Genomic DNA, 25,257 nt, shown 5'->3' with positions numbered 1-25,257 from the left:
ACATACGATGCAGGTTGGTTTGAACTCAAACGACAACTGGAATATAAATGCAAGCATGCAGGTTGTCAGCTTGAGATCGTAAATGAGAGTTACACTACCCAGACCTGCTCGTGCTGCCTTAAAATAAGTGACAGTAGTCCAAAAGGTAGAGCAGGTTTGCGAATAAGAGGATGGAGGTGTGCTGAGTGTGGCACATGGCATGATAGAGATATCAATGCTGCTAAGAATATCCTTGCGGTCGGGCTTGACCGTCTAGCTGTAGGAATCCCCTCGGTTTAGCGAGGGGAGGAAGTCAAAATTCACTTAAGATAATATAAAGCTTTGTCGGGTTGATAGCCAGTGCTGTTTAGCGGTCGAAGTAGTGTTGTTATTCAGAGGGCATTGGTGGTTAGCGTGTTTTAATCCTCTGTATCCTCATTATCTAGCACTCGGCCATCCATACCTAAGCGTTCTTTTAAAGTTTCAATATCTGCTTCTGGTAGAGTCACATTTAAAGTGACCGCCTTACTGTAATCGACATCTCCAATTTCGCCGCCCATGTCCTCAACCACATAACGAACTTGAGATTCATTGGCGAAGTCCGCCTCAATTTGCACCTGAGTCATAGGCACATAAGGGGTCAGCACCATTTCATCAACGGCCGCTTGAGCTGAGCCGGCATAGGCACGGGTTAACCCACCTGCACCCAGCTTAATTCCGCCAAAATAACGCACCACAATGACAATGACATTACCAATACTCTTGTGCTGCAGAACATTTAAGATGGGTCGGCCCGCAGTACCATTGGGCTCTCCATCATCATCAAAGCCCGCACTGGTGGTGTTGTTAGGGTCACCAATGATATAGGCCCAGCAGTGGTGACGGGCATCCGGGTATTTTTCACGCAGTTGTTCCACGTGAAACATCGCTTTGTCCCGACTGTGCACAGGATAAGCGTAAGTGATGAATTCTGACTTTTTGATTTCGAGTCGGGCCGTGACAGGGGCTGCTAAAGTTTGATAAGTCATATAAGTTATGTTTTTATTAAAGGGTACTGGAATAAAAAAGTACGGGTTTAAAAAAAGTCATCCATTGTACAGACAGTGGGTGTGGTAAACTGGGCACCATACAATTTACATAAATAAAGATATTTATAACCCGATAAATAGTCGCTTAGGTTTAGACTGCGTCTAACAGAACTATATCAGTTATAGAACCAAGGATACCATAAATGCGTTTAGACAAATTTATCAGTAAGGCCACCGAGCTGTCGCGTAAAGAAGCCAAAAAAGTGCTGCACGCCAGTGAAATTACGGTCAATGATGAAGTGGTAAAAGATGGTAGTGTGCACGTTGATGTGCTCAATGACGAAGTGATGTGGGCAGGTGAGCCATTATCTGTTGCCACTGGCAGTCGTTATTTACTGCTGTATAAGCCCGAAGGCTTTGAGTGTACGTTAAAGCCAAAAGAGTATCCGATAGTGACCGAGCTTATCGCCATACCTGAATTAGGTAACTTGCGAATCGCTGGCCGCTTAGACGTTGATACCACAGGTGCTCTACTATTGAGTGATGATGGCAGTTGGCTACACCGTGTCACCAGTCCGCGTCACCTACACGAAAAAGTATATGAGCTGACCTTAGCCGATCCAATGGATGAAGAAGAGCAGGCTCATGCGGTCAAAAAAGTGGCTCAAGGTATCTTATTAGACGGGGATTATGAGCCGACTAAACCCGCAACTTTAGAGTTTATCGATGAAACTCATGCGCGTTTGATTTTGACCGAAGGTAAATACCATCAAGTAAAACGTATGATGGGTTACTTTGGTAATAAAGTCACTGAACTGCATCGTGCCAGTATCGGTGGGATTACTTTAGAAGGCTTAGAGAAGGGTGAAAGCCGCTTCTTGACGGAAGAAGAAGTGACCAGCTTTTAAAGCAAATATATGCCGTAGAGGCTGATATTAGTGTCTAAAAAATATTAGTATCTAAAACGAATGAATAAAGACGGGCACTTAGAGTGCCCGTTTTTTTTTCTAAAGCTTTAGCTAATCGCTTTGTCTAACAAAAAGTAACGAATAGAGTCATCTTAGTAAGATAGATAAGATATTATTATTATATAAATTTCTATAGTTAATTCATATCTACACTGGAGCTTTCATGCCACACTTCTCAAACAAACCGGGTGTAACAAGGAATAAGTTTCTGGCACTATCGTTACTGGGGTCTATTACGCTTTCCCCTTTTGCCGTAATGTCGTCCGCTCAAGCCGATCTTGAAGTGTTTAATAACGCCTACGACAAGATAGCCGCAAACGGCAGCTCACAGCTAAAAGCCCCTAGCGAACAGCAAAAGCAGACTATCAAACAGCTGCTTAATGGGGCAGGCATGACCGCTCCTATTGCTTCAATCACTCCCTCAAAGTTGCCTTCTATGTATCAGGTTACGCTGACACAAACTCCTGGAGCAGAGCCACAGCCGCCACTACACATTACCGCAGATGGTCATTACATCTTGCAAGGTGAGTTAAATACCAACCCCAGTCCCAAAAAATCTACCCCGCCAAAAGAAGCTCCGAGCCAAACCTTAAGTGGCATGCCCATTAGCAAAGAGTTGCGAGCTTCGATATTGGCCAACACCAGCTTACTTAAGAATATTACTCCTGAAGTAGCGCTATACCATACCGCAGTGCCTGGGGTTCTTTGGGGTACGACCTTTAACGGTCAGCCTTTTATTACCAATACCGACGCCAGTGTGTTCACCAATGGGGAGATTTCAGTCATCAAAAATGGTCAGTTTGCTGGCTTAGATGCTGACTTTGAACAAAAGAAAAATTTGCATGTATTGTCTGAGTTGGATGAGGACAACCTGATTATTTATCCGGCCACCAGCAAGGAGCAAGCAGTTATTTATGTTGCTACTGATATTAACTGTCCGTATTGCCGAATAATGCACAAGGATATGGCCAATCTAAACGCCAAAGGGGTCACGGTTAAAGTCATCGGTTATCCTTATTATGAAGAGTCTCCAGAGCAGATGCGTCAAATTTGGTGTGAAACCGATAATGAGGCACGTCGCCAAGCTTTAGATAAAGCCATGGCAGGGGAGACAGTGGCCAAGACTTGTGCCAATACTACGGTGAATCACATGAAAGACAATCATATGAAAGCGGCCGGCCTTGCTGTGTTTGCTACGCCAGCCATTTATCGTGAAGATGGGGTACAGTTTAATGCGCCTTACCAAGACCCTCGCTTTTTACCATTTTTAGGGGTGAAGTAGCTCTTGGCGATACAATAATTTCTAAAAAAAATCTCACCTTAGGTGAGATTTTTTTATGGCTTTTTTTTATGGCAATACCACATTAACCACCTTCCAGCCAAACAGCCCTTCACGCTGCATCTCTAACGTCAGCGGATAGCCCTTTACTTGACCTGAGAGAGTGAAGCAGTTTAGACCACAATAAGACAGCTTAGGTTTGGCACTATCTTCTCCGCTTTCAACATGACTTTGTAGCTCACCAGACTGCTGATTCATCACCTGCTGCATCTGATTTTGGATAACCGCTTGGATGTCTCCGCGCTGGATAAGAATGTCTTGTATTAGGTTGGTTAGGTTCACTTTATTACTGGCAATGGCCCAAGCCGCAGCCAGCTCTTTGGTGGCTTGATTGGCTTGACCTTGAGTGTCGATAAGGTTGCTGATGTTGTCAGCAGTAACTGCTTTGTTCACTGATAGGGTAATAAAGTCGTCAGCAGCTTGAGTCAAGGCATCGCCGCCCAATTGCGCTACCAATGGATATTGCTGTAAGGTGTGGTCAAATTGGGTAGTTAATTGATTATGAATGTTGGGCTGTACCTGATCGAAGTTGATATAGCTGACTAAGGTGGCACCGTCATTGGCATCATAAGCTTTTTTTAGTTGATAAGCGGTGTAGTAGGGTGAGCCTGCGAACATCGCCACCACCACAATAAGCAAAGTAACCAATAAGAATTTTAATGATTTCATAAATTGAAGCCGCCAACTGTGCCAAATTATAAGGATAATGCAGTGATTTTATCATAACCGCTTGATAATTGAGGTGTCTGTCACCATTAAACAGGCAAAGTATTATTTAATTTTTTGATTTATTTAAATCCTTTGTGGGTTATAACGAATTTAATGCCGATTGTAGCCGTGAAGGGCTATGTTTCACGTGAAACCTAATTGGCATATTGATAGGAGCCTCCATGAGTAAGCGAGATTTTTACGAAGTTTTAGGCGTTGATAGAAACGCAGATGAGCGTGAGATTAAAAGGGCCTACCGCAAGCTGGCCATGAAGTACCACCCTGACCGTAACTCTGATGATCCAGATGCTGAAGAGAAGTTTAAAGAAGCCTCAATGGCTTATGAAGTGTTAAATGATAAAGACAAACGTGCTGCTTACGACCGTATGGGACATGCAGCGTTTGAAAACGGTATGGGCGGCGGTGGCTTCGGCGGCGCTGGTGCAGGCAACTTCCAAGACATCTTCGGTGATATCTTCGGCAACTTCGGTGACATCTTTGGTCAATCTCGTGGCGGCGGTCGTCAACGTCGTGGCTCAGACTTACGTTACGTCATTGAGCTAACCTTAGAAGAAGCGGTGCGTGGCTGTAAAAAAGAGATCAGCTTTACCGCTCCTGCTCCTTGTGAAACTTGTGATGGTAAAGGCGCCAAAAACTCTTCTGATATTCAGACTTGTAGCACCTGTGGTGGTCATGGCCAAGTTCGTATGCAGCAAGGCTTCTTTGCCGTACAGCAAACCTGTCCAAACTGTGGCGGTACAGGTCAAGAAATTAAGAACCCTTGTAATGACTGTCATGGTAGCGGTGTAAAAGACAAGTCACGTACCCTAGAAGTTTCTATCCCAGCTGGGGTGGATGACGGTGACAGAGTACGTCTGGCTGGTGAAGGTGAAGCAGGCGGTGCTGGCGTTGAAAATGGTGACCTATACGTTGAAGTTCGCGTTAAAGAGCACCCAGTATTTAAGCGTCAAGGCGCCGATCTGTATATGGACGTGCCAGTTAGTATCACTGACGCGGCCTTGGGTAAAGAGGTGGAAATCCCAACGCTTGATGGCAAAGTCAAAATCAAAGTGGCTGAAGGTACCCAAAGTGGCAAGCTGCTACGTGTCCGCGGCAAGGGCGTGACCCCAGTGCGCACCACCATGAAAGGGGATTTAATCTGCCGTATTATGGTAGAAACCCCGGTGAACTTAACCCGCGAACAAAAAGATTTGCTGCGTCAGTTCCAAGATACGCTAGATGGGGACAGCAAGCATCATCAGTCGCCAAAGAAAAAGTCTTTCTTTGAAAAACTAGGCGATTTATTTGACTAATTTTTTATTTGACTAATATTCAGACGGATATTGGGGGCAAATTGCCCACTGTCTAAAGTTAAGTTAGAGGGATAGCAAGCCTTCCGATTCCTAAAGAGTCGGGAGGCTTTTTTTGTGCGATAAATGAAATATTGTTGCCATGTAGTGGATTTGAGGGTTAACAAATTCAGCGCACTCTGCAATCATGCTATTATTATTCATCTCATTAATTTGGTTATCATAAATAGCATCGACTAAGGAAAATAAAAAATGACAGATTTAAGCTCAGCGCCTATCAAAGTAGGTATTATCGGCGCCGGTGGACGTATGGGACGTATGTTAATTGAAGCGGTTGCCCAAAACCCGAAGACTCAGTTGGCTGCGGCCATTGAGCGTAGTGGCTCAAGTCTAGTAGGCGTAGATGCCGGAGAGCTGGTGGGTCTAGATAAAAATGGTGTGGCCTTGAGCGATAATCTTGAAGCTGAACTTGGCAAGATTGATGTGTTGATTGATTTTAGCTTGCCAGATTCTACTGAGAAAAACGTGCAGCTGTGTGCTGAGCACAAAGTAGCTATGGTCATTGGTACCACAGGGTTAAGTGAAGCCCAGCAGCAAGCTTTAGATGAGGCGTGTGAGCAAATCCCAGTGGTTTATGCAGGCAACTACTCAACTGGGGTGAACGTGTCCTTAAAGTTGATTGAAATGGCTGCCAAAGCCTTTGGCGATACTGCCGATATCGAGGTCATCGAGTCACATCATAAGCATAAAGTTGATGCGCCTTCAGGGACGGCCTTTATGATGGCCAATGCTGCCGCTGAAGCCCGTGGTCAGAACCTAAAAGAGGTGGCTATTTATGGCCGTGAAGGACATACCGGAGAACGTAAGCCAGGTTCTATTGGTATTCACGCTATCCGTGGGGGTGAAATTATTGGTGATCACAGTGTGATGTTAATTGCTGATGGTGAAATGGTAGAAATTAAGCACCATGCCCGTGAGCGTATGACGTTCGCCGCTGGCGCAGTACGTGCTTCGACTTGGATTGTTAGCCAAGAGGCGGGGCGCTATGACATGCAAGATGTGCTTGGCCTAAAATAAGCTGGGTTAAAAAAGCCAGTTTTAAGTCATCGCTTCAGTTCAGGTCGCAAGGATGCCGGCCTGACGATAAAGAGTTTGTAATGAGTCATCAAAAAAAGGGCTTTCGATGAGTGCTGTGTTTGGCCTGTTTTTATTGGCAGCCCCTGTGCTGCTGATTGTTTTGGCCCAAAAAATAGCTTGGCTAGATAAGATAGGGGTGGTGATCTTGGCGTTTGCCAGTGGTCTGCTGTTCTCTTATCTGTATCAGCCCGCCGATGCCCTGCTAGCTACTCAGCTTATGTCGGTGAAGACTCAAATCTCAGAGGTTGCGATAGCCTTAGCCATTCCTTTATTACTCTTCTCAATCAATATTCCCGCCTCATTAAAGCTGGCTGGAAGTGCGCTAAAAGGTATGCTGCTGGCCTGCTTGGGAATGTGTGTGGCAACGGCAATCACATCTTTTTGGTTCCGCGATGAGGTGTCTTTAATTTGGCAAGCGGCTGGTATGATGGTTGGAGCTTATACCGGGGGCGGCCAAAATATCGGGGCAGTTAAAGCGGCGATTAATGCCAACGACAGCTTATTTATCGACATGGTCACTTACGATATTGTCCTCTCTGCGCTGTATTTGTTATTCGCGATGACTTTATTAAAGTCCATTGCCGGTTTGTTTTTAACTGACTTTCAAGACACTTCACTTAGACAAACTGATAAGTCCCTAGCCAATAAAGACGCTCAACAGTTTATGCACCTAACCCACGAAGGGGCGGCCTTATTTACAGGACTGACCCGTAAACAGAGCTTGCCAAAATTGGGCTTAGCCTTAGGTTTATCAGCTGCATGTATTGCCGTATCAGTTGTCATCTCTGGACTGATTGATAGCCCAATGCAATCGGCTATTACCATTATTTTGCTGACTACTTTGGGAGCGCTACTTTCTTATATTCCTAAAGTTCGACAACTTAAAGTGAGCTATCCCTTGGGCATGGTATTTATTCTTATTTTTTGCTTTGCGTCAGGTAGTATGGCCAATTTATCGCTGACAGCTGAATTTAAGTGGGGGTTATTTGGCTATATCAGTGCCACACTTGCCTTAGCCATAGTGCTGCATGGGCTACTTTGTAAACTTTTTAAAGTAGATGCTGACACCTTCGTGATTACTGGAGCCGCCGCCATCATGTCAGTGCCTTTTATTCCTATGATCGCCAGTAGCATAAAAAATAAGGCTTTATTATTCCCTGGTATAGCGGTGGCCGTGATGGGTTATGTTTTGGGTAACTATCTGGGGATTGCGATGGCTTATATGCTGCGGAGTGTGACTTAACCGTTTTGCTTCTCATAAAAAAAGCCCATCAACCTAGCAGTGATGGGCTTTTTAGCTTTAACTTTAAAAAACTAAGCTTTGGTAGACTCAACTCTTTTTTCACGAGCTTTTAGATACTTACGCACTTTATCACGAGCACGGCTTTGCTTTAAGCTTGATAGATAATCCACAAAAAGCACCCCATTTAAATGGTCCATCTCGTGCTGAATGCACACAGCCAGTAACCCTTCTGCGATTTCTTCAAAGGCATTACCTTCCCCATCTAACGCTTCAATTTTTACTTTAACGGGGCGATCTACTGAATCATAGACATCAGGCACAGACAAGCAGCCTTCTTCATAAGGCTTTTTATCTTCCACCAAAGGCGTCACCTTAGGGTTAATAAAGACACGTGGCGAGTCATTGTTTTCAGACAAGTCCATGACGATAAGCTGGATGTGACGGTCAACCTGGGTGGCGGCCAGTCCAATACCTTTGGCATCGTACATGGTCTCAATCATATCTGCGATAAGCTGTTTGATATCGGCATCAACGGTTTTGACCGGTTCAGCAATGGTCCGTAGACGAGGGTCTGGATAACTCAAAATAGGTAATATGGCCATAGGAAATCACATATGTATAAATTAAAATTAAATTAGGGTATTAAGCTATTATACCTAAGTCAATGAGGGGTGAAGAGACAAATATCAAGGTAGCCAGGGTAAAAAAAGCGGACTTATCACTAAGTCCGCTAAGGTAAAACTGGGCATAGTGCCACAAATATATTAAATATCTTTAGATAGTTTGGCCTTTAACTAGGCTTATCTTATCTTTATTGAGCTTACGCAGAGGTTTTGCTGATAATTAGCTCATAGATAAAGAGTAAGATAATTGCGCCAATTACTGAGAAGGCCAGACCGATAAAGCCGCCATCACTATTTACGCCAATGGCACTAGCGATAAAGCCACCTACGAAAGCACCCGCAATACCTAAAACAATGGTCATAATCCAGCCCATTGCGTCATTACCCGGTTTAATAGCTCGTGCTAATAGACCAGCAACCAGTCCAATAAGAATTGTCCAAATCATGACTTACCTTCCTTAAATTATATTGTTAGAGACTTTTTGTCTTGAATTAATATTGTACTTAGGATTGTAGTCAATATTGGCAAACACTGGTAAGGCGGAATTGTTAACCATGTACTAGCTCTGTGAGAATAGCTAGCTAATTGAAAAGAATTAGCCTTCTTTAGTTAACTGATTGTAAAACTTATATAAGCTTTTGTTGGTGTCTGCCTTTTAGGGCTTTAGTCTTGAGCAAATAAGCAGCTCTGATAAAGTAAAAGACCCCTTACTCTATATAGAGTAAGGGGTCTTTTACTTCTAACGGTCTATTTTTGCTTCTAACGGTCTATTTTTGCTCAAAGCGCTTATTTTGCTGCCGTTTGTAAGGCCTCTAATAAGCGTTGATGAATGCCTTCAAATCCACCGTTTGACATGATAATCACCGCATCATCTTTGCCGGCTTGGCCTAGCTGTGAGACTAGGTGATCAATGATTTTTTGGGTGTCATTCATTACGTACTGTTTGTTGCTGATGTTGGTGGCATTGCCCACAACTTCGGTTAATCCCCACTCTAGGCCGGCAGGCTCATACCAGATAACTTCATCAGCCAGTTGCGCAGAAGCGGCTAAGCTGTCTTTGTGAACCCCCAGCTTCATAGTGTTACTACGAGGCTCGATAATGGCCCAAATTTTGGCTTCTTTAAGTTTCTTTTTGGCGCCATCTAAAGTGGTGGTAATCGCTGTAGGGTGGTGGGCAAAGTCATCGAATACTTTAACTTTAGTGGTGCTGATATTGCTATAAAGCTCTAAGTCTGCAATCAGCTCCATACGGCGTTTAATGCCTGAGAACTGAGACAAAGCTTCGCAGGCTTTTTCGACACTAATGCCGATATCGAAGGCGGCAGCCACGGCGACCATAGCGTTTTCTACGTTATGACGACCGCTCATGCCCCAATGTACTGTGCCGCTGAACTGTTCATCGTTCTCAGCATCCTGATAATGCACTTTAAACTCACTGCCATCTTCGGCAATCAGTTCGGCTTGCCAAGCACAGTTCGTGGCTTTGTCAGCGGTTGTGGCATCTGTAATTTCAGTACGCCAGATTGGAGTCCAGCAGCCTTTATCAATAGTGGCTTCAAGGCTTGGGGTGTGGCCCGGCATAATGATTTGGCCACTACTTGGAATCATGCGAATCATGTGATGGAACTGAGTTTGAATGGCATCTAAGTCTTTGAAGATATCGGCATGATCAAACTCAAGGTTATTTAAAATGGCGGTACGAGGGCGATAATGCACAAACTTTGAGCGCTTATCGAAGAAAGCTGAGTCATACTCATCCGCCTCAATGACGAAGTAACCTCGTTCGCCTTCAGCATTGTTATCTGCACCCAAGTAGCTACTGTGGGCAAAGGCTTTGGTTAGATTTTCATCTTCACTGTCTACCAAAGGTACGCCGCCGATTAAGAAGCCGGCATCAATCCCACAGTAATGTAGCACCCAAGCCAACATAGTCGTGGTGGTGGTCTTACCATGAGTGCCTGCAACTGCTAATACATGACGGTGCTGTAACACCTGCTCTGATAAAAACTGTGGGCCTGAAGTATAAGGAATGCCTTCATCCAGCATATACTCAACAGCCTCAATACCTCGCTTCATCGCATTACCCACGATAACTAAGTCAGGGGCAGGCTGTAGATGGCTGGCGTGATAGCCTTCTTGAATAGTCACCCCAGCACGTTCAAGTTGAGTGGACATAGGGGGATAAATGTTTGCATCTGATCCAGTTACTGTATGACCCAGGTCACGAGCCAATAATGCCAGTGAGCCCATAAATGTGCCACAGATACCTAAAATATGAACGTGCATGGAACCTCTTGTTTTTATCTAAATAAATGAAAGTGGGAAAGTCAGCTTTATAGCAATGGGCGTGATATCACCGCTGCTCGACAAGTGCTGTGCTTGACGTTGACGAGTGCTGTATTTAACGAGTGCTGTACTTAGGTAGTTAAAGTTAAGCCGTTTTATTCTTTAAAATGCGCCATAAAACCAGTAGATTAACCAAAACCAAAGCACTAAACAAGATAAGGGCTTGTTCTGGGATAGACAGCCCTAAGAAGCGCCAACTGATTTCAGCACATTCTCCTGAGCCGGCGAGTACTTGGTTAATGACCTGTCTCATAGGTAAAGCGTCTAGCCAGTAGTCTAAACCTGGGCCACAAGAAGGCACCTGATCTGGGGGTAGATGCTGTATCCAGACGTGGCGAGCGGCAACCGCAGTCGACCAGCCTATACCCGCCATTGAACCTAGCCATAGTAACAGCTGTATGGCCTTGCTTTTTGGGTTACCAATGGCGGCAATGAGCGAAAAGCCCCCCATTACCATCAGTCCAATCCGCTGAAAGATACACAGCGGGCAAGGCTCAAAGCCCTTGTAGTTTTGTAAAAAGAAAATGGCAAAAGCCATAGCTATAACAGCAATTAAAACCAAAATAAAATTAAGGGCACGGTAAGTTAGCAAGCGTGGCATGCAGAGTGTTCCTTGGCAACGGTTGATAGTAAAAAATGTCCAAATTCTCAAGACAGCCAAGCCATTATATCGACTCAGCTGCCCTAGGGTTTTCTACAAATAGCTGATAAAAAAGACAGCGGATTAAACCAAATAATCTATATTTTTTTACAAGAGGCTTAGCTTAGCCTACTTTTGCTATTATTTTCCGTTGTAATAGTTTTAAAAACTCATTCTAAAAGCTAACTTTAAGGGCTTAATTCTAAGAGCCAGCTAGACTAATTATAAGAGCTAGCTATAAGAACAGGTCATTAGCGGTATTGCTGGATATAATCATAGAAGTCTTGAGTTTCATTTTCCTCAAGCTCACGTTGTTGTATCCAAGATTTCTCCGCCAGTACTTCATATTTGGCTTGGGTATTTGGGCTTAAAGAGCTACGCATAATAGACTCACGATGCTGCAAGGCTAAAGCATGACCCAGACTCCAAGTACTGCCTAGCTTCTCAGTATCTGCCAACACTTGTGCGGATAAAGTTGCATCGGGATAGACGGCTTTACCTAGCATTAACGTCACGGCAACGCGGTAATTATTACTGCCGTATTCAGTGTCTAACAAGGTGGCTAGAGGCAACATGGCTTCTAAGTGCTTTCTCATCCACTCAGACAGCGCCACTTCGCCGTCACAAGTTTTGATGGTTAGGCCTGGCTCACGGCCATTATTGACCACTCTTTCGACATTTTCTGCCAATAGGTCATCTTCTTCAGGCAGTAGGTCAGGCGAGTCGGTTAGTAAGCAGTACAGTGCCAATACTTCTAAGAAGCAGGCGGTAGATACTCGGATACCAATGTCGCTATAAGGGTCTAAGTCAACCGATCTAAATTCAACATAAGCGATACCACGCGACTCTAGCGCATGGCTTGGTGTCTCTTCTGACTCTGCAATTTGCTTCGGACGAATAGGGCTGTAGTACTCATTCTCGATTTGCAAGATATGATCGTTAATCTGAATAGGATTGCCTTGCTCATCATCTAGCCCTAGTTCACTAAAGCCTGAGAAGGGGGTGTTAATCGCTTTACGTAGTCCGGCCACGTATTCCGGCAGGTTGTTATAACGAATATCAAGCTGATCTTGCACGCTATTGGTATAGCCAAGCTTACTCATGCGCAGGCTGGTCGCTTTTGGCTTATAGTAAGTGGTCTTATTCATCGGCGTTAAGTCATGCTCACGTCCGGTAAGGAAGCACGGGCATACTGAAGGACTGGCACCCGTTAAATACAGCACCAAGCTGCTCATGCGCTTAAAGTTACGAATGAGAGCTAAGTACTTGATATTCTTAAATTCAGTGAGTGAACCTGCCTGCTCTTCTGTCGGCAGACTGTCTCGCCAAGCGCTGAATAAATCATCGCCAAAAGACAGGTTATAATGCAAGCCAGCAATAGTTTGCATACGGCGACCATAGCGAATGCCTAGGCCACTACGATAAAGGGTCTTTAGACGGCCCACATTAGAGCTGCCATATTCCGCCAAAGGAATGTCGTTGTCATCTGAAGACAGCATACAAGGCATAGACAGTGGCCACATCAGCTCGCCTTCTTCAAGCGATTGATAAACCAAAACGTGCAACTCACGCAGCATATTTAAGGTTTCGGCCACGGTAGATTTGGGAGAGGTGATTAGCTCTAATAGGCTTTCAGAGTAGTCAGTAGTGATATAAGGGTGGGTTAACTTTGAGCCTAGTGATTCAGGATGCGGGGTCTGGGCTAGGAAGCCATCCGACTGCATTCTTAATCCTTCTTTTTCAATACCACGCAACATACCTGCTAAATGTTTGCTTGAAAGCCATGAGGGGATAATCGAAGGCTGGTTTAGGTTTATTGAGGTGTCGGTTACTTCAGTCATACTATATCTCAAAATCAAATAGGCACCCCACGGCTTACTAATTTAGAGCAATTAATAGCGCTAAGGTAGGGTAATGTAGTTTTTATAGGCCCAAATGAGCCACTTATATATCGATTTAGTGTAGCTTAAACCTATTAAAAAATCATGTAAGTTTACAAATGACAGCCAAAAGCTAGGTTAATACTCACCTAAACCTAGATAAACTAGGTTTGGGCAAGTTATCAAAAACAAGGTATCAAAAAAATAATAAAAAAATAACCGCTACAATACCAAACGAGAGCTTGTAGCGGTCATAATCAGACTTGTCGTGCATTATGGCTTAGAATCAATTTTGACCCAAAGCCAATCGGGCTTAATTAAATAGAGAATGAAGAGCCACAGCCACAAGTGGTCGTCGCATTAGGGTTGGTGACAATAAAGCGAGCGCCTTCTAACCCTTCAGTGTAGTCTACCGTCGAGCCTTGTAGATATTGATAGCTTAGCGAGTCTACCAATAAGGTCACATCGTCGTTTTCAAAGCTGGCATCGTCTTCGCCTTCTTCCTCAGCGAAATTAAAACCATATGAAAACCCCGAACAGCCGCCACCAGTGACATACACTCGTAGCATAAGGTTTTTATCACCTTCTTCTTCACGTAATTTGCGAACTTTATTCGCCGCACTGTCAGTTATGGTAATGGTATTCATAATATCCTCGTAAAGTGTAAAACTTCACTTAACGTAAAATCAAAAGTTGGCCTAGTCCTGTGTTCGATAATAAAGAGGCTGTTTTTAGGGACACGGTTTGTTAAAGATAACTTACTATAAAGATGACGGTAAATTTCTTACAATGGGCGTGCTTTACGGACAGATTACCCTTTATTACAGACATTAAGTGGCCAGGGTTGGTACTGATTTTACGATTATTTAAATAATTAGTCATTCAGTATAACATAATGAGGCATAATGCTTGATTTTCAATGTCTCTTAGCAGATTAACTGTGTCTTTTTTGTTGCAAATTTTGTAGAGCATCGTCCCAAACCAATAAGCTGCCTATCCCGCTTAGCATTAACCAAAAAGTGAATGAATATCCATGATTGAATTTAACAAAGTCAGTGTCCGCCGTGATGGCAGAATACTATTTTCAGACGCCACCTTCCAAATACACCCCGGCCAAAAAGTAGGGTTAACCGGTAATAATGGTACTGGAAAATCCACCTTATTTGGGGTGATTCTGACCTATATGGGGGAGCGTACCACCGATGAGTTAACTGTGGATGCCGGTAATATCAGTATTCCTAGCGGTTGGGAAGTGGCGCATATGGCGCAGGAAGTGGAAGGTAGCGCTCAGCCAGCCATCGACTATGTGCTAAGTGGTGATAAAGAGTGGTATGAGCTTAATCAGAAGATGTTAGCCCCTGATAGCTTAAGTGATGATGAAATTGCACATCTTTACCAACGCTTTGATGAAATTGATGGCTATCGTACGCCGACCACCGCGGCTCAAATTATGGCCGGTTTAGGGTTTCAGCCCAATCAGCATGACCTGCCAGTGAATGACTTCTCTGGGGGGTGGCGCATGCGTCTTAACTTGGCTAAGACCTTGATGAGCCGCGCCGATTTGCTATTGCTCGATGAACCAACAAACCACTTAGACTTGGATGCCATCTTATGGCTTGAGGAGTGGATTAATAAATTTGATGGCACGGTACTGCTTATCTCGCATGACCAAACCTTCTTAGATGCCACCATCAGTTATATTCTTCATGTTGAAAATCAGCGTCTGACTTTATATACCGGTAACTATTCACAGTTCGTGCGTACCCGTAGTGAGCGTCTGGCGCAGCAGCAGCAAGCGTTTGAAAAACAGCAAGAAACCAAAGCGCATTTAGAAGATTTTGTGCGCCGTTTTAGAGCCAAAGCATCTAAGGCAAAGCAAGCACAGAGCCGCATTAAGCAGCTTGAGCGTATGGCTGATTTGTCGCCTGTGATGGCCGATAACCCCTTTACTTTCCAGTTTTATGAGCCGAGTCACATGAGCTCGCCGCTGATTTCATTAAAATCAGCAGATATTGGTTATAGTGAGACGCCGATTTTAAGAGACGCCAGCTTACAGATTACACCAGACACGCGTATTGGCCTACTCGGTATGAATGGCGCGGGTAAATCGACCTTGATTAAAGCTTTGGTCGGTGAGCTTGAGCCGTTAACCGGCAGTTATAAAGTTTCGGACACGCTGCATATTGGCTACTTTAACCAGCATCAGATGGACAGCTTGGATGCCGAAGCCACGCCAATGATTATGATGCGCCGTATCGCTGGCAAGACCTCAGATGCCGAGCTGCGCTCATTCTTAGGCAGCTTTGATTTCCGCGGTGATCGTATTGATACACCAAGCAAACTCTTCTCGGGTGGTGAGCGTGCTCGTCTAACTTTGGCGTTAATCGTATGGCAAAAACCCAACGTATTGGTGCTGGATGAGCCGACCAACCACTTAGACTTACAAATGCGTCAAGCGTTGACGATGGCGCTGCAAGGCTTCGCTGGGGCAGTGGTTCTGGTATCGCATGACCGTGAGTTAATCGCCAACGTGTGTGATGAGCTGTATCTGGTGCATGACGGCAAGCTACAAGAGTTTGAGGGTGATGTCTCAGATTATGGCAAATGGCTGTCTGAGCAGCGTAAATCAGATGCCAAAGAAGCGGCAAAAGAATCTCGTGATGCCAAAGCTGCGTCAAACCAAGCTGTGAAGAAAGCAGAAGAGGAAAGAAAGGCTGCAGAAGCCAAAGCGAAGGCAGAAGAACCTCAGCTTAGCAAAGAAGAGCGCCGTAAACTGGCTGCAGAGCAGCGTAAGCTTACAGCACCAATTCGTAAGCGTATTGAGCAAGCAGAGAAGAAGCTAGATAAAGTCAGTGCTGGTTTGGCGGATTTGGAATTAAAGCTGGCCGATACCACGCTTTATGAAGATGCCCGTAAAGAAGAGCTGTTAAAACTACTGGATGAGCAGGCGTCATTGCAGCAGCAACAAGCAGAGCTTGAAGAAGAGATGCTTATGGCCATGACTGAACTTGAACAGTATGAAGCCTAGTACGGGCGTGGTACAGTCGTAGGACACTGTAGCTGATAAATTCAACAAACTTGCCTTGATAGACCGTGAAATATTGATTAGCAGCCCTTATATATAACCTAAGAGCTGATTTTTTAGATTAAAACGCTTAAAAGGATAATAATAATGGCAGAAAAAAGTTTTTATGATGTTTTAGGTGTCAGTAAAGATGCCTCAGACAACGATATCAAAAAGGCTTACCGTAAGTTGGTGCGTAAGTACCACCCGGATGTGAGCAAAGCCAAAGATGCCGATGAAAAAATCGCAGAAATCAACAATGCCTATGAGACCTTACGTGACCCTGAAAAACGGGCACAGTACGATGCGATGCAAGCAAATCCCTTTGCCGGGGCAGGCGGTTTCGGTGGGGCTGGTGGCTTTGGCGGCGCAGGCGGGCAAGGTGGCTTTAGATGGGAAGACATTAAAGATCAATTTGGCGAGGGCGCCCCTTTTGGTAGTGGCAGCTTCCGCTTTGACGATATCTTCTCAGCCTTTGGCGGCGGCAGGGGCGGGGCTAGGTCTTCTCGCCAATCGGCACAATCTGGCTTTGAAGGCTTTGATCACTTTGGCGATGCCTTCCAACAAGCGGGCCCTACGCCGGGTCAAGACCAACACGCAGAGATTAGTGTCAGTTTAGACTCGGTCTATAAAGGCGATGACTATAGCATTAAGCTAAATGTTCCTACCCGTCAGGCAGATGGTACGGTAAGTCATGAACAAAAAACCTTGAAGATCAAAATCCCTAAAGGAATCACTGAAGGCAAGCAAATCCGCTTAAGTGGTCAAGGTGCTGCAAGCTACGGCGGTGGTAAAAATGGTGATTTATTCTTAAAAGTGATGATCCAACATGATGACAACATCCGCTTAGAAGGCACTGATGTCTATCAGACGGTCAATATTACCCCTTGGGAAGCCGCTTTAGGTGAGAAGATTAATGTTAGCACCCCAGCAGGGACCTTGGGGGTAACTATCCCCAAAAACAGTAAGTCTGGTAGCCACTTAAGAGTTAAAGGCAAAGGTATCCCTGCCAAGCAGGCAGGCGACCTATACCTGACGTTAAATATTGTTAACCCAGAGGTGAGTACCGAAGCCCAACAGCAAGCGTATGAAGCTTTAAAGCAAAGCTTCGCTGATATCACTATAAAGCGCTAAAAATATAACGATAAGAGGGACGGTTATCATGAAACATTCTAATGAATTTAACGATATTATCATGACCTTAGATGAGCTCGTTGCCGCTTGTGGTGCTGAGCGTAATTGGGTAATGGCGTTAATCGAAGAAAATGTCATCGAATATGATGTGCCAGAAACCCAGCAATTTACCGGTTATCAGTTGGCTACAGTGCGTCGTGCCTCACGCTTAAGTCGTGACTTCGATGCCAGTATTCCAGCCATTGGACTGATTTTGGAGCTGTTAGAAGAAGTAGAGCAGCTACGTCAGTTCAAGCGTCAGCAGCAAGCGTCAATGCAGGCGGTACATACCGTTGAGGTCGAAATTAAACCAAAATAATTGACTTTATTGTTGTAAAAAAAAGAGTTGTTGCAAAAAAAGAGGCCCCAATTTGTGGCCTCTTTTGTTAATGCTATTTGATTTATTTAACGCTTAAGCGGTTTTGTTTTTCATCACTGGGTCAGCGGCTGCGGTAAATAATACGTCTGTTGACGAGTTAAGAGCCGTTTCTGCTGAGTCTTGCACCACACCAATGATAAAGCCGATCGCCACAACTTGCATAGCGATATCGTTAGGAATGTTGAATAAGCTACAAGCCAGTGGAATAAGTAGTAAAGAACCCCCTGCTACGCCTGAAGCACCGGTAGCAGCGACAGTGGCAACCACACTTAGTAGTAACGCTGAGCCGAAGTCGACTGAGATACCCAAAGTATGAGCGGCCGCTAAGGTCAACACGTTAATAGTGATGGCAGCACCGGCCATATTGATAGTCGCACCCAAAGGTAGAGTCACTGAGTAAGTGTCTTCATGCAAGCCAAGCTTCTTGGCTAAGTTCATGTTTACTGGGATGTTAGCTGCTGATGAACGGGTAAAGAACGCTGTAATCCCTGACTCACGTAAGCACTTAAATACCAGCGGATATGGGTTTCTACGAATGCTAAAGGCCACAATGATTGGGTTGACGACTAAAGCGATGAATAGCATAGAGCCAAGCAGTACCGTTAGCAGGCGACCATAGCTTGCTAAGACACCAAAGCCGGTTTCAGCAATGGTATTGGCCACTAAGCCTAAGATACCGATAGGGGCGAATGCGATGACAAAGCGTACCACATTAGAGATGGCTTCTGATAAGTCAGCTACCATAGTGCGGGTAGTGGCAGAAGCTTTACGTAGAGCAAAACCAATGATTAATGCCCAAGCTAAAATACCCATATAGTTGGCACTAGCGATAGCATTAACTGGGTTATCGACTAAGTTCATAAGTAGCGTGGTCAATACTTCTTTTAACCCAGAAGGTGGGGCTTGGTCCGCAACCGCTTCAATGGTGTTTAGACCAATAAGCTCGGTTGGGAAGGCAAAGCTGGCTACTACAGCAGTTAGGGCGGCCATGAAGGTGCCAAAGATGTACATGATTAACACAGGTTTTACATGAACTTGGCTTTCACCTTGGTGCTGACTAACTGCAGCCATAACCAAAATGAATACCAAAATAGGAGCTACAGCCTTTAGCGCACCCACAAATAAGCTACCAAGTAGACCTAATGCGATACCAACTGAAGGTAATAGCCAGCCTATTAAGATACCAATTACTAGCCCAATAATAATTAGAGGCACCAAGCCGATGCGTTGGTACATGTCAATAAGGGCTCTCATAAGCTCTCCATATAAGTGCTAACTCAAAATAAGTCAGCACTAAAAATAAAAAAATAAAAGCATAAAGTGCATAAGCTTAAAGCCCATGCCCAAATATCTTTAGGTTATATGATTTGATTGAGAGATAGAGTTTTAAGAGACATTGCCAGTAAAATTTTAGTAAACGTTGCTCCGCTAAGCACTATCACATAATCAGATTATGCCCTGATTATACAAAAGTTAAACTCGACTGCAACAGATAACTACAAATTGGTTTTAATAATAGGCACAAAAAAAGCCGGCTAATGTCCGGTATCTACCTGAGTTTGCACAGATAATTGGCTTAATTGATGGGGCAGTACTTAATTGGCTAGATGGTACTTAATTGGCTAGATGGTACTTAATTAATTGGATAGTAAATAAGTTCAAAACCTAAATCACGATAGGCTCGGTATTTATCACGGCCTTGCTGTTTGCTGACCTCATCAGGGGTGATGATTTCTAAAACCCTTTCAGGCAGAGTGCCACTTTTGGACAAAGGAAGGGCAGTAGGGGCTAGGTTTAAAACCACACCATCGAAGCTTTGTGGCAACGAGGAGAGTAGCGTCACAGGGGCAGAAAGTTTATCTGCAGTGACTTGATCATCATGATCATCAGAAATAAGAGTGTGAGGGATAAAGCTGGTAGCATCAAAAGACCACAGTTGCTCGTCTAATTCACGAAGCCGATCAGTTTGGTCATCAATGATAACTAAGCTGTGTTCGCTTTTATTCAAGACCGTTTGGGTCAATCGACACACAAAGTTGAGCACCGCCTCAGCATTAACAGCTGAAACGGTGCTCGCTGCGGTGGCGTCATGCTTCATATAACGCTCACCGAGGACATAAAAACTAATTTGCATAAGCAGCTTTTATACGTCTAGCAGTCAGATTACTGCTGAGACATATTTTTTAGATACTGCATGAATAAAGGAACGGGACGGCCTGTTGCGCCTTTCTCTTTACCTGAATTCCAAGCAGTGCCTGCGATGTCTAAGTGAGCCCACGCTTGATCTTCTTCGATGAAGCGAGATAAGAAGCACGCCGCGGTTACAGCACCAGCGGCACGGCCACCAATGTTTTGGATATCAGCAATTGGAGAATCCAACTGGCTTTGATACTGATCATCAAGAGGCATGTGCCAGATTAGGTCACCTGACTGATCACTGGCGTTTTCTAGTTCAAACAGTACGTCTTCATCGTTACTAAATACCGCTGAACGGACATGACCTAAGGCAATCACACAAGCGCCTGTCAGCGTGGCCACATCGATGATGGCACGTGGGTTATAACGCTGAACGTAGCATAGCGTATCGGCTAGAACCAAACGGCCTTCTGCGTCGGTGTTTAGAATTTCAACGTTCATACCGTTCATAGCTTTCACAATATCGCCTGGGCGAGTAGCTTCACCTGATGGCATGTTTTCTGCACAAGCTAGGGCACCGACTACGTTGATAGGTAGACGGGCTTCACACAAGGCTTTAATTGTTCCTAATACAGAAGCTGAACCACCCATATCGAATTTCATCTCATCCATGGCAGCGCCTGGTTTGATTGAGATACCACCTGAGTCGAATGTTACGCCTTTACCTACTAATACGATAGGAGCATCAAAGTTTTCTTCTACAGACTCTGCATCGACATCAACCTTTTTAGCTTTAGCCGCTTTTTTCGGTAATTTGTCTGCCACAGCTTTGATGTTATTAGCTAAGGTACCTGTGAAGCTGTTTGAACCTGAGTTGGTAATGGCTTGGTTTTGACCTTGGTATTCAAGGATAACCAGTTGACCTTCACGAACCGAGCCGCGAGACACAGACAAGAAGCAATTCATGCCCAGCTCTTCCATTTCGCTTTCGCCCAGTACCGTCACTTTCAATAGGTCTGGATAAGCTTTGGCCAACTCTTTTGCTTGATCTGCCATGTAAGCTGGGAAGCAAATGTTACCTGGCTCATTGGCGACATCACGTGCCAAAGATTGACCACTGTGAACGGCAGCCACATAATCAACGGTTTCTTGTGATACGCTAGCAGATACCAAAGTGACTTCAGACAGCTTTGGTTCAGAAGTTTCCGCTTTATATTTATCAAAGCGATAGCTGGCGTTTAGTAGTTCTAAGGCTAACTGCTGAAGGCTTTCATCAGATAGGTCATCACCGATAGCCACTGCTAAGTTGGTCACACGTTTGTGAGTATTCTTATAAAGGGCTGTGGCAATCTTTTGAATAGAAGTTGAATTGATTTTCTCAGGTTTGCCCACGCCCACTAAAAAAAGTTGTAGTGGCGCTTTTTTGGCATCGGCTGATAGCGCAAAGTCTGCTACTGTTTCGCCAAGCTTACCACTGAAGTCAGAGACAGCGATTAAATCTTCGATACGTTGCTGATAGGCTTCTAACCCTTTGAAATTGCCAATTAAGTTGGCTTTGTCATCGACCAATACCGCTAAGCAGTGGCTTTGGGTTTCATTGTCGGCAGGCGCTTTTTTTAGTAATTTTTTTGACGCCAGTTTTGGCAAGGTTTTAGATACTGAAAGAGTTAAGCTCATAGTCATTCCTGTGTGTTATTTGATGAGTTTGTTTTTATAGTGTTTTTGACAGTGACTTAAGGCTCAAGGAAAACTAGTTTTAGCCATAGCCTTAAGCTTTTACTGTTATTTTAGCTTTAAATTTAATAAGGGTATTAGCCAATAATGGCCAATAAGCATAGCTGTTTATTTGGCTCATGATATAGGGACTGAGCCTGCCGTATAGTCTAACATATTGGCCTAGATTATGGGCAGATAGGCGGATATCGCTACTCTAAAAATGGCAGAATCATGCTAGGATAGAGGGAAAAGTCCATTCCATAGAGCCACTATCCTCATTATGTACCTTACTATTATAATACGCGTTGGTTGTCAGTGTTTTATTACCAAACGATAAGCTATGACACTTTGATGTATGTCCTTTGTTAATGAATACCAATATGTTTCCTAATTTCTAGCATAATCCTTTATGATTTGCTGAAATAATGCCAGTCAAAATCCCCCCTTTGATTGGTAGCTGTATACTGGGGTTTAAACCGTTGTTTCATTCCTCTAATATAATTTGAGTTTGCCTGTGATTTTACGCCGATACATGACCCGACAAGTAGCCTCAACAACCGCCTTGGTATTGGGGTTTTTGGTGGTATTACTGCTGGGCGGAAGAATGATCCGCTACTTTGGTATTGCTGCTGAAGGGCGCCTTGATGTGGGTTTATTATTTGCCATTATTGGCTATAACCTGCCTTACTTTTTAGAGTTGGTGTTGCCGCTGTCCTTTTTTATTGGGTTAATGCTGGTGTTTGGTCGACTGTATGTGGATCAAGAAATGGCGGTGCTAAATAGTAGTGGTATCTCGCGCGGCCGCTTAGCCCGATTAATGATTCCTTTTATTCTATTACTGTTTGTCATAGAGGCAGGGTTATCTTTATACGGCAAACCTTGGGGCGTTAGAAACTCAGACAATATCTGGCAGCAGCAGTCTTTAAGTAGTGCCTTTGATTTGATTCGACCACAGTCTTTTATTAGCAGTAACGATTACCACTTATATGTGGGCGGTATGAATGAAGACCGTACCGAGCTACAAGATGTGATACTGGTACAAACGGGCGATAAAGATAAAGCTGAGGGAGCAAAGCCTGACTTACCCTCCGCTAATCAAACCACTATGGATGAGGCAGACGGTGCCGAGCCAGCAGCACCAACTTTATCTCCTCAAGCAGATAGAACCATCACTGAGTTAACCCGGCCCGTTGCTTCAGCTGCCAAAAAAGCAGAAGCCGATGCCAAAGCCGATCGGGACGTGATTGTGTTGGCAAAACGAGCCGTACAAGTGATGGGCAGTGACACAGGGGATACCACCCAGCTAGACTTATTCCAAGGTCGACGCTATGAGGTAGGGGCGGACAGTTTGGTGTATAACCAAGTCAGCTTTGAGCGCTATCGCATCAGTATTAACCAACCTCCCAAAGACATCATTACCGATGACAACGTGGCGACTCAGAGCTTGCCCGTATTGTGGCAAGCCGCTACCGGTCAAGCCGCGACAGTGATTGACCTAAATGCGGACTCAACGACTAACAAGCCGGCCCCAACCCAAAAGCCTGATCAGCAGCAAATCCTTGCGGCTCAAGCAGAGCTAGGCTACCGCTTATCTTTACCTTGGTTGATTATTTTGGCTCCCATGTTGGCCGTTCCTTTAGCACAAGTTCGTCCTAGACAGGGGCGCTGGTTGAGACTGCTACCGGCAATTCTTATTTATGCCAGCTGTGCCTTGGTGGTTATTTCGCTGAAAAACTCAGTGACCAAAGGCTCTATCCCAGTTTGGAGTTACCCTTTTGCTATCATAAGCTTTATGGTATTGGCACTGTATTTGAACTGGGCAAGCCGAATTCATCATAGAGTGCGTTTCAGACTGGGCCAACGCAAAATGGAATCTAATTCTAATAACACTTTTGATAATGGAGGCCGATCATGAACCCTATGAAATTTGGCGACTCCAAGACATTGCCTGGCGTAAAGTCTGGCAAGATCATCTCACGCTATGTCAAAAAGAACGCCCTATTTGCCATGCTGTTTGCGGTGATAGGGCTGTGGGCATTGCAGATGATCTTTGCCTATTTGGCTGAATTAGAAGACATCTCAGAGACTTATACCTACTTTGATGCTTTGACCTATATTTTTTATAAATCGCCCTACTTTTTAGAGCAGTTTACTCCCACCGGTGCCTTGCTAGGGGCTGTAGTGGGACTGGGTTTATTGGCCAATAACTCTGAGCTCATTGTGATGAGGGCAGCCGGGTTAAGTATTAATCGTATTGTCAGCTGGGTGTTACAGCCGGCCTTTATTTTTGTCATATTGGCATTGGCTATTAACCAATATGTGCTGCCTGAGTCTAATTTAAAAGCGAACCAAATTCGAAAGCCTGATACCGCCCTACTTGCTTCGGTCAATGGTTACTGGACCTTACAAAATGCTCCTGCTGTGGGTGAGAATGCACAGCAAGGGGAGATGGGTCACAACATCATCTATATCGACTACGCAGATGCCAATGGCAATATTGGTCAAGTAAAGCGTTGGCATTTGGATGAAAATAACAACTTAATGGCCGTCTCTAAAGCATCTGGTGGTATCTATTTACCTAAGGCCAATGAGCAAACACAAGCGAGCTTACAAGATCTGACAGAAGCTGGAAAAGAGCTGATTAACTATCAGTGGCAACTAGAAGACGTTACCACCCTAAAGTTGGCAGAACGGGCGGTCATTACCCAATCAGAAGAAATAGAGCAGACGCAAACTACATCTGGGGCACCGAGCAGCGCTGTACTCAGCCAGGGAATGCCTAGTAATGTCAAACAGTCACGGAACATCGTGTTAAACACTGAGCCTTTGGTGTCGAAACAAAATCAATCAGATGATGTAATTAATCTGCCTATTTCGCCAAGCTCAGTGTATCTATTGACTCGCCGTGCCGAGGACTTATCGCTCACTCAGCTTTATGACCATAAGCGCTTTAATGCTTCACAAGGCACCCGTTCACTTGAACATGAAGTGGCCTTTTGGCAGAAGCTGTTATCACCCTTTGCTATTTTATCGTTGGTAATTGTGGCGTGTTCCTTTGTGTTTGGCTCTCTGCGTACGCACAGCCTAGGCTTACGTATTGTGGTGGCGTTAATCTTTGGTCTGCTGTTTAGCTACATTCAAGACTTAACTAGCTTTGTGGCCTTGGCTACGGGTGCCTCTCCCTTATTGATGGTGTTATTACCTATCCTAGGGAGTGCAGCTTTGGGCTTTTATTTAATTAAACGACAAGGTTAGATAAGGCTAGATGTCGCTTTAGTCGTGAATGTACCCTTGACTTCCTCCCCTCGCTAAACCGAGGGGATTCCTACAGCTAGACGGTCAAGCCCGACCGCAAGGATATTCTTAGCAGCATTGATATCTCTATCATGCCATGTGCCACACTCAGCACACCTCCATCCTCTTATTCGCAAACCTGCTCTACCTCTCGGGCTACTGTCACTTATTTTGTGGCAGCACGAGCAGGTCTGGGTAGTGTAACTCTCATTTACGATCTCAAGCTGACAACCTGCATGCTTGCATTTATATTCCAGTTGTCGTTTGAGTTCAAACCAACCTGCATCGTATGT

The 25,257-nt window shown here is 44.6% G+C and carries 23 protein-coding genes; 11 read left to right on the top strand and 12 right to left on the bottom strand.

Annotated elements, in window-relative coordinates:
• Positions 1-279, top strand: a 279-nt coding sequence (locus A1232T_RS01530) for a zinc ribbon domain-containing protein (protein WP_077447718.1), incomplete at its 5' end; no start/stop codon positions are given.
• A gap of 119 nt (positions 280-398) precedes the next feature.
• Here A1232T_RS01530 and A1232T_RS01520 read toward each other — a convergent pair.
• Positions 399-1,007 (bottom strand): YigZ family protein, encoded by a 609-nt coding sequence (locus A1232T_RS01520; RefSeq protein WP_077447717.1) that lies wholly within the window; start codon positions 1,005-1,007, stop codon positions 399-401.
• Between the two features lie 203 nt (positions 1,008-1,210).
• Between A1232T_RS01520 and A1232T_RS01515 the strand changes: the two genes are divergently transcribed.
• Positions 1,211-1,915 (top strand): pseudouridine synthase, encoded by a 705-nt coding sequence (locus tag A1232T_RS01515; RefSeq protein WP_077447716.1) that lies wholly within the window; start codon positions 1,211-1,213, stop codon positions 1,913-1,915.
• Positions 1,916-2,138: 223 nt separating this feature from the next.
• On the top strand, positions 2,139-3,257 hold the full coding sequence (locus A1232T_RS01510) for a thioredoxin fold domain-containing protein (RefSeq protein ID WP_167367020.1): 1,119 nt from the start codon (positions 2,139-2,141) through the stop codon (positions 3,255-3,257).
• A gap of 66 nt (positions 3,258-3,323) precedes the next feature.
• On the opposite strand, the gene A1232T_RS01505 is transcribed toward A1232T_RS01510, so the two are convergent.
• The gene (locus A1232T_RS01505; protein WP_077447715.1) at positions 3,324-3,983 is read right to left on the bottom strand and encodes a DUF2939 domain-containing protein; all 660 of its coding nucleotides are present in this window, start codon (positions 3,981-3,983) and stop codon (positions 3,324-3,326) included.
• Between the two features lie 221 nt (positions 3,984-4,204).
• Here A1232T_RS01505 and dnaJ point away from each other — a divergent pair, with 221 nt between their 5' ends.
• From dnaJ to A1232T_RS01490, 3 genes are all read left to right on the top strand, one after another.
• Positions 4,205-5,335 (top strand): molecular chaperone DnaJ, encoded by a 1,131-nt coding sequence (gene dnaJ, locus A1232T_RS01500; RefSeq protein WP_077447714.1) that lies wholly within the window; start codon positions 4,205-4,207, stop codon positions 5,333-5,335.
• A gap of 249 nt (positions 5,336-5,584) precedes the next feature.
• Positions 5,585-6,409, top strand: a complete 825-nt coding sequence (gene dapB / locus A1232T_RS01495; RefSeq protein WP_077447713.1) for a 4-hydroxy-tetrahydrodipicolinate reductase — start codon at positions 5,585-5,587, stop codon at positions 6,407-6,409.
• Between the two features lie 106 nt (positions 6,410-6,515).
• Positions 6,516-7,712: a DUF819 family protein gene (locus A1232T_RS01490; protein ID WP_077447712.1), complete on the top strand. Its 1,197-nt coding sequence runs from the start codon at positions 6,516-6,518 to the stop codon at positions 7,710-7,712.
• A gap of 71 nt (positions 7,713-7,783) precedes the next feature.
• Here A1232T_RS01490 and def read toward each other — a convergent pair whose 3' ends face one another.
• The 6 genes from def to erpA all read right to left on the bottom strand — a co-directional run bounded on the left by def (position 7,784) and on the right by erpA (position 13,849).
• Positions 7,784-8,314, bottom strand: coding sequence for a peptide deformylase (def, locus tag A1232T_RS01485; protein ID WP_077447711.1), 531 nt, complete (start codon positions 8,312-8,314; stop codon positions 7,784-7,786).
• 218 nt (positions 8,315-8,532) lie between these two features.
• Complete coding sequence (locus tag A1232T_RS01480; protein WP_077447710.1) at positions 8,533-8,781, bottom strand: GlsB/YeaQ/YmgE family stress response membrane protein; 249 nt, start codon at positions 8,779-8,781, stop codon at positions 8,533-8,535.
• A 341-nt stretch (positions 8,782-9,122) separates the two neighbouring features.
• A complete protein-coding gene (mpl, locus tag A1232T_RS01475; RefSeq protein WP_077447709.1) occupies positions 9,123-10,622 on the bottom strand; it encodes a UDP-N-acetylmuramate:L-alanyl-gamma-D-glutamyl-meso-diaminopimelate ligase in 1,500 nt (499 codons plus the stop codon).
• A 145-nt stretch (positions 10,623-10,767) separates the two neighbouring features.
• Complete coding sequence (locus A1232T_RS01470) at positions 10,768-11,283, bottom strand: disulfide bond formation protein B (protein WP_077447708.1); 516 nt, start codon at positions 11,281-11,283, stop codon at positions 10,768-10,770.
• A gap of 290 nt (positions 11,284-11,573) precedes the next feature.
• Positions 11,574-13,163, bottom strand: a complete 1,590-nt coding sequence (gene gshA / locus A1232T_RS01465; protein WP_077447707.1) for a glutamate--cysteine ligase — start codon at positions 13,161-13,163, stop codon at positions 11,574-11,576.
• A gap of 356 nt (positions 13,164-13,519) precedes the next feature.
• Entirely contained in the window at positions 13,520-13,849 is a 330-nt protein-coding gene (gene erpA, locus A1232T_RS01460; RefSeq protein WP_077447706.1) for an iron-sulfur cluster insertion protein ErpA, read from the bottom strand.
• A gap of 386 nt (positions 13,850-14,235) precedes the next feature.
• Between erpA and A1232T_RS01455 the strand changes: the two genes are divergently transcribed.
• The 3 genes from A1232T_RS01455 to A1232T_RS01445 all read left to right on the top strand — a co-directional run bounded on the left by A1232T_RS01455 (position 14,236) and on the right by A1232T_RS01445 (position 17,758).
• Positions 14,236-16,230 carry an ABC-F family ATP-binding cassette domain-containing protein gene (locus tag A1232T_RS01455; protein ID WP_077447705.1) on the top strand — a complete coding sequence of 665 codons (1,995 nt, stop codon included), beginning with the start codon at positions 14,236-14,238 and terminating at the stop codon, positions 16,228-16,230.
• 144 nt (positions 16,231-16,374) lie between these two features.
• Positions 16,375-17,400: a DnaJ C-terminal domain-containing protein gene (locus A1232T_RS01450; RefSeq protein ID WP_077447704.1), complete on the top strand. Its 1,026-nt coding sequence runs from the start codon at positions 16,375-16,377 to the stop codon at positions 17,398-17,400.
• 28 nt (positions 17,401-17,428) lie between these two features.
• Complete coding sequence (locus A1232T_RS01445) at positions 17,429-17,758, top strand: chaperone modulator CbpM (protein WP_077447703.1); 330 nt, start codon at positions 17,429-17,431, stop codon at positions 17,756-17,758.
• A gap of 93 nt (positions 17,759-17,851) precedes the next feature.
• Here the strand turns inward: A1232T_RS01445 and sstT are convergent, their stop codons facing one another.
• The 3 genes from sstT to A1232T_RS01430 all read right to left on the bottom strand — a co-directional run bounded on the left by sstT (position 17,852) and on the right by A1232T_RS01430 (position 21,631).
• Positions 17,852-19,072: a serine/threonine transporter SstT gene (sstT, locus tag A1232T_RS01440; protein ID WP_077447702.1), complete on the bottom strand. Its 1,221-nt coding sequence runs from the start codon at positions 19,070-19,072 to the stop codon at positions 17,852-17,854.
• 379 nt (positions 19,073-19,451) lie between these two features.
• Positions 19,452-19,952 (bottom strand): DNA polymerase III subunit chi, encoded by a 501-nt coding sequence (locus A1232T_RS01435; RefSeq protein ID WP_077447701.1) that lies wholly within the window; start codon positions 19,950-19,952, stop codon positions 19,452-19,454.
• 29 nt (positions 19,953-19,981) lie between these two features.
• Positions 19,982-21,631 carry a leucyl aminopeptidase gene (locus A1232T_RS01430; RefSeq protein ID WP_077447700.1) on the bottom strand — a complete coding sequence of 550 codons (1,650 nt, stop codon included), beginning with the start codon at positions 21,629-21,631 and terminating at the stop codon, positions 19,982-19,984.
• A gap of 571 nt (positions 21,632-22,202) precedes the next feature.
• On the opposite strand from A1232T_RS01430, the gene A1232T_RS01425 reads away from it, so the two are divergent.
• Entirely contained in the window at positions 22,203-23,585 is a 1,383-nt protein-coding gene (locus A1232T_RS01425; RefSeq protein WP_077447699.1) for an LPS export ABC transporter permease LptF, read from the top strand.
• Complete coding sequence (locus A1232T_RS01420) at positions 23,582-24,925, top strand: LptF/LptG family permease (RefSeq protein WP_077447698.1); 1,344 nt, start codon at positions 23,582-23,584, stop codon at positions 24,923-24,925. The genes A1232T_RS01425 and A1232T_RS01420 overlap by 4 nt, the downstream gene beginning before the upstream one ends.
• 53 nt (positions 24,926-24,978) lie before the next feature.
• Here the strand turns inward: A1232T_RS01420 and A1232T_RS01410 are convergent.
• On the bottom strand, positions 24,979-25,257 hold a 279-nt coding region (locus A1232T_RS01410; RefSeq protein ID WP_143513932.1), incomplete at its 5' end, for an RNA-guided endonuclease InsQ/TnpB family protein.

Origin of the sequence: Psychrobacter pasteurii (assembly GCF_900162815.1) — a bacterium.
Classification (GTDB): Bacteria; Pseudomonadota; Gammaproteobacteria; order Pseudomonadales; family Moraxellaceae; genus Psychrobacter; species Psychrobacter pasteurii.
Note: the sequence above shows the minus strand (reverse complement) of the source record. Positions and strands in the feature narration are given on the sequence as shown.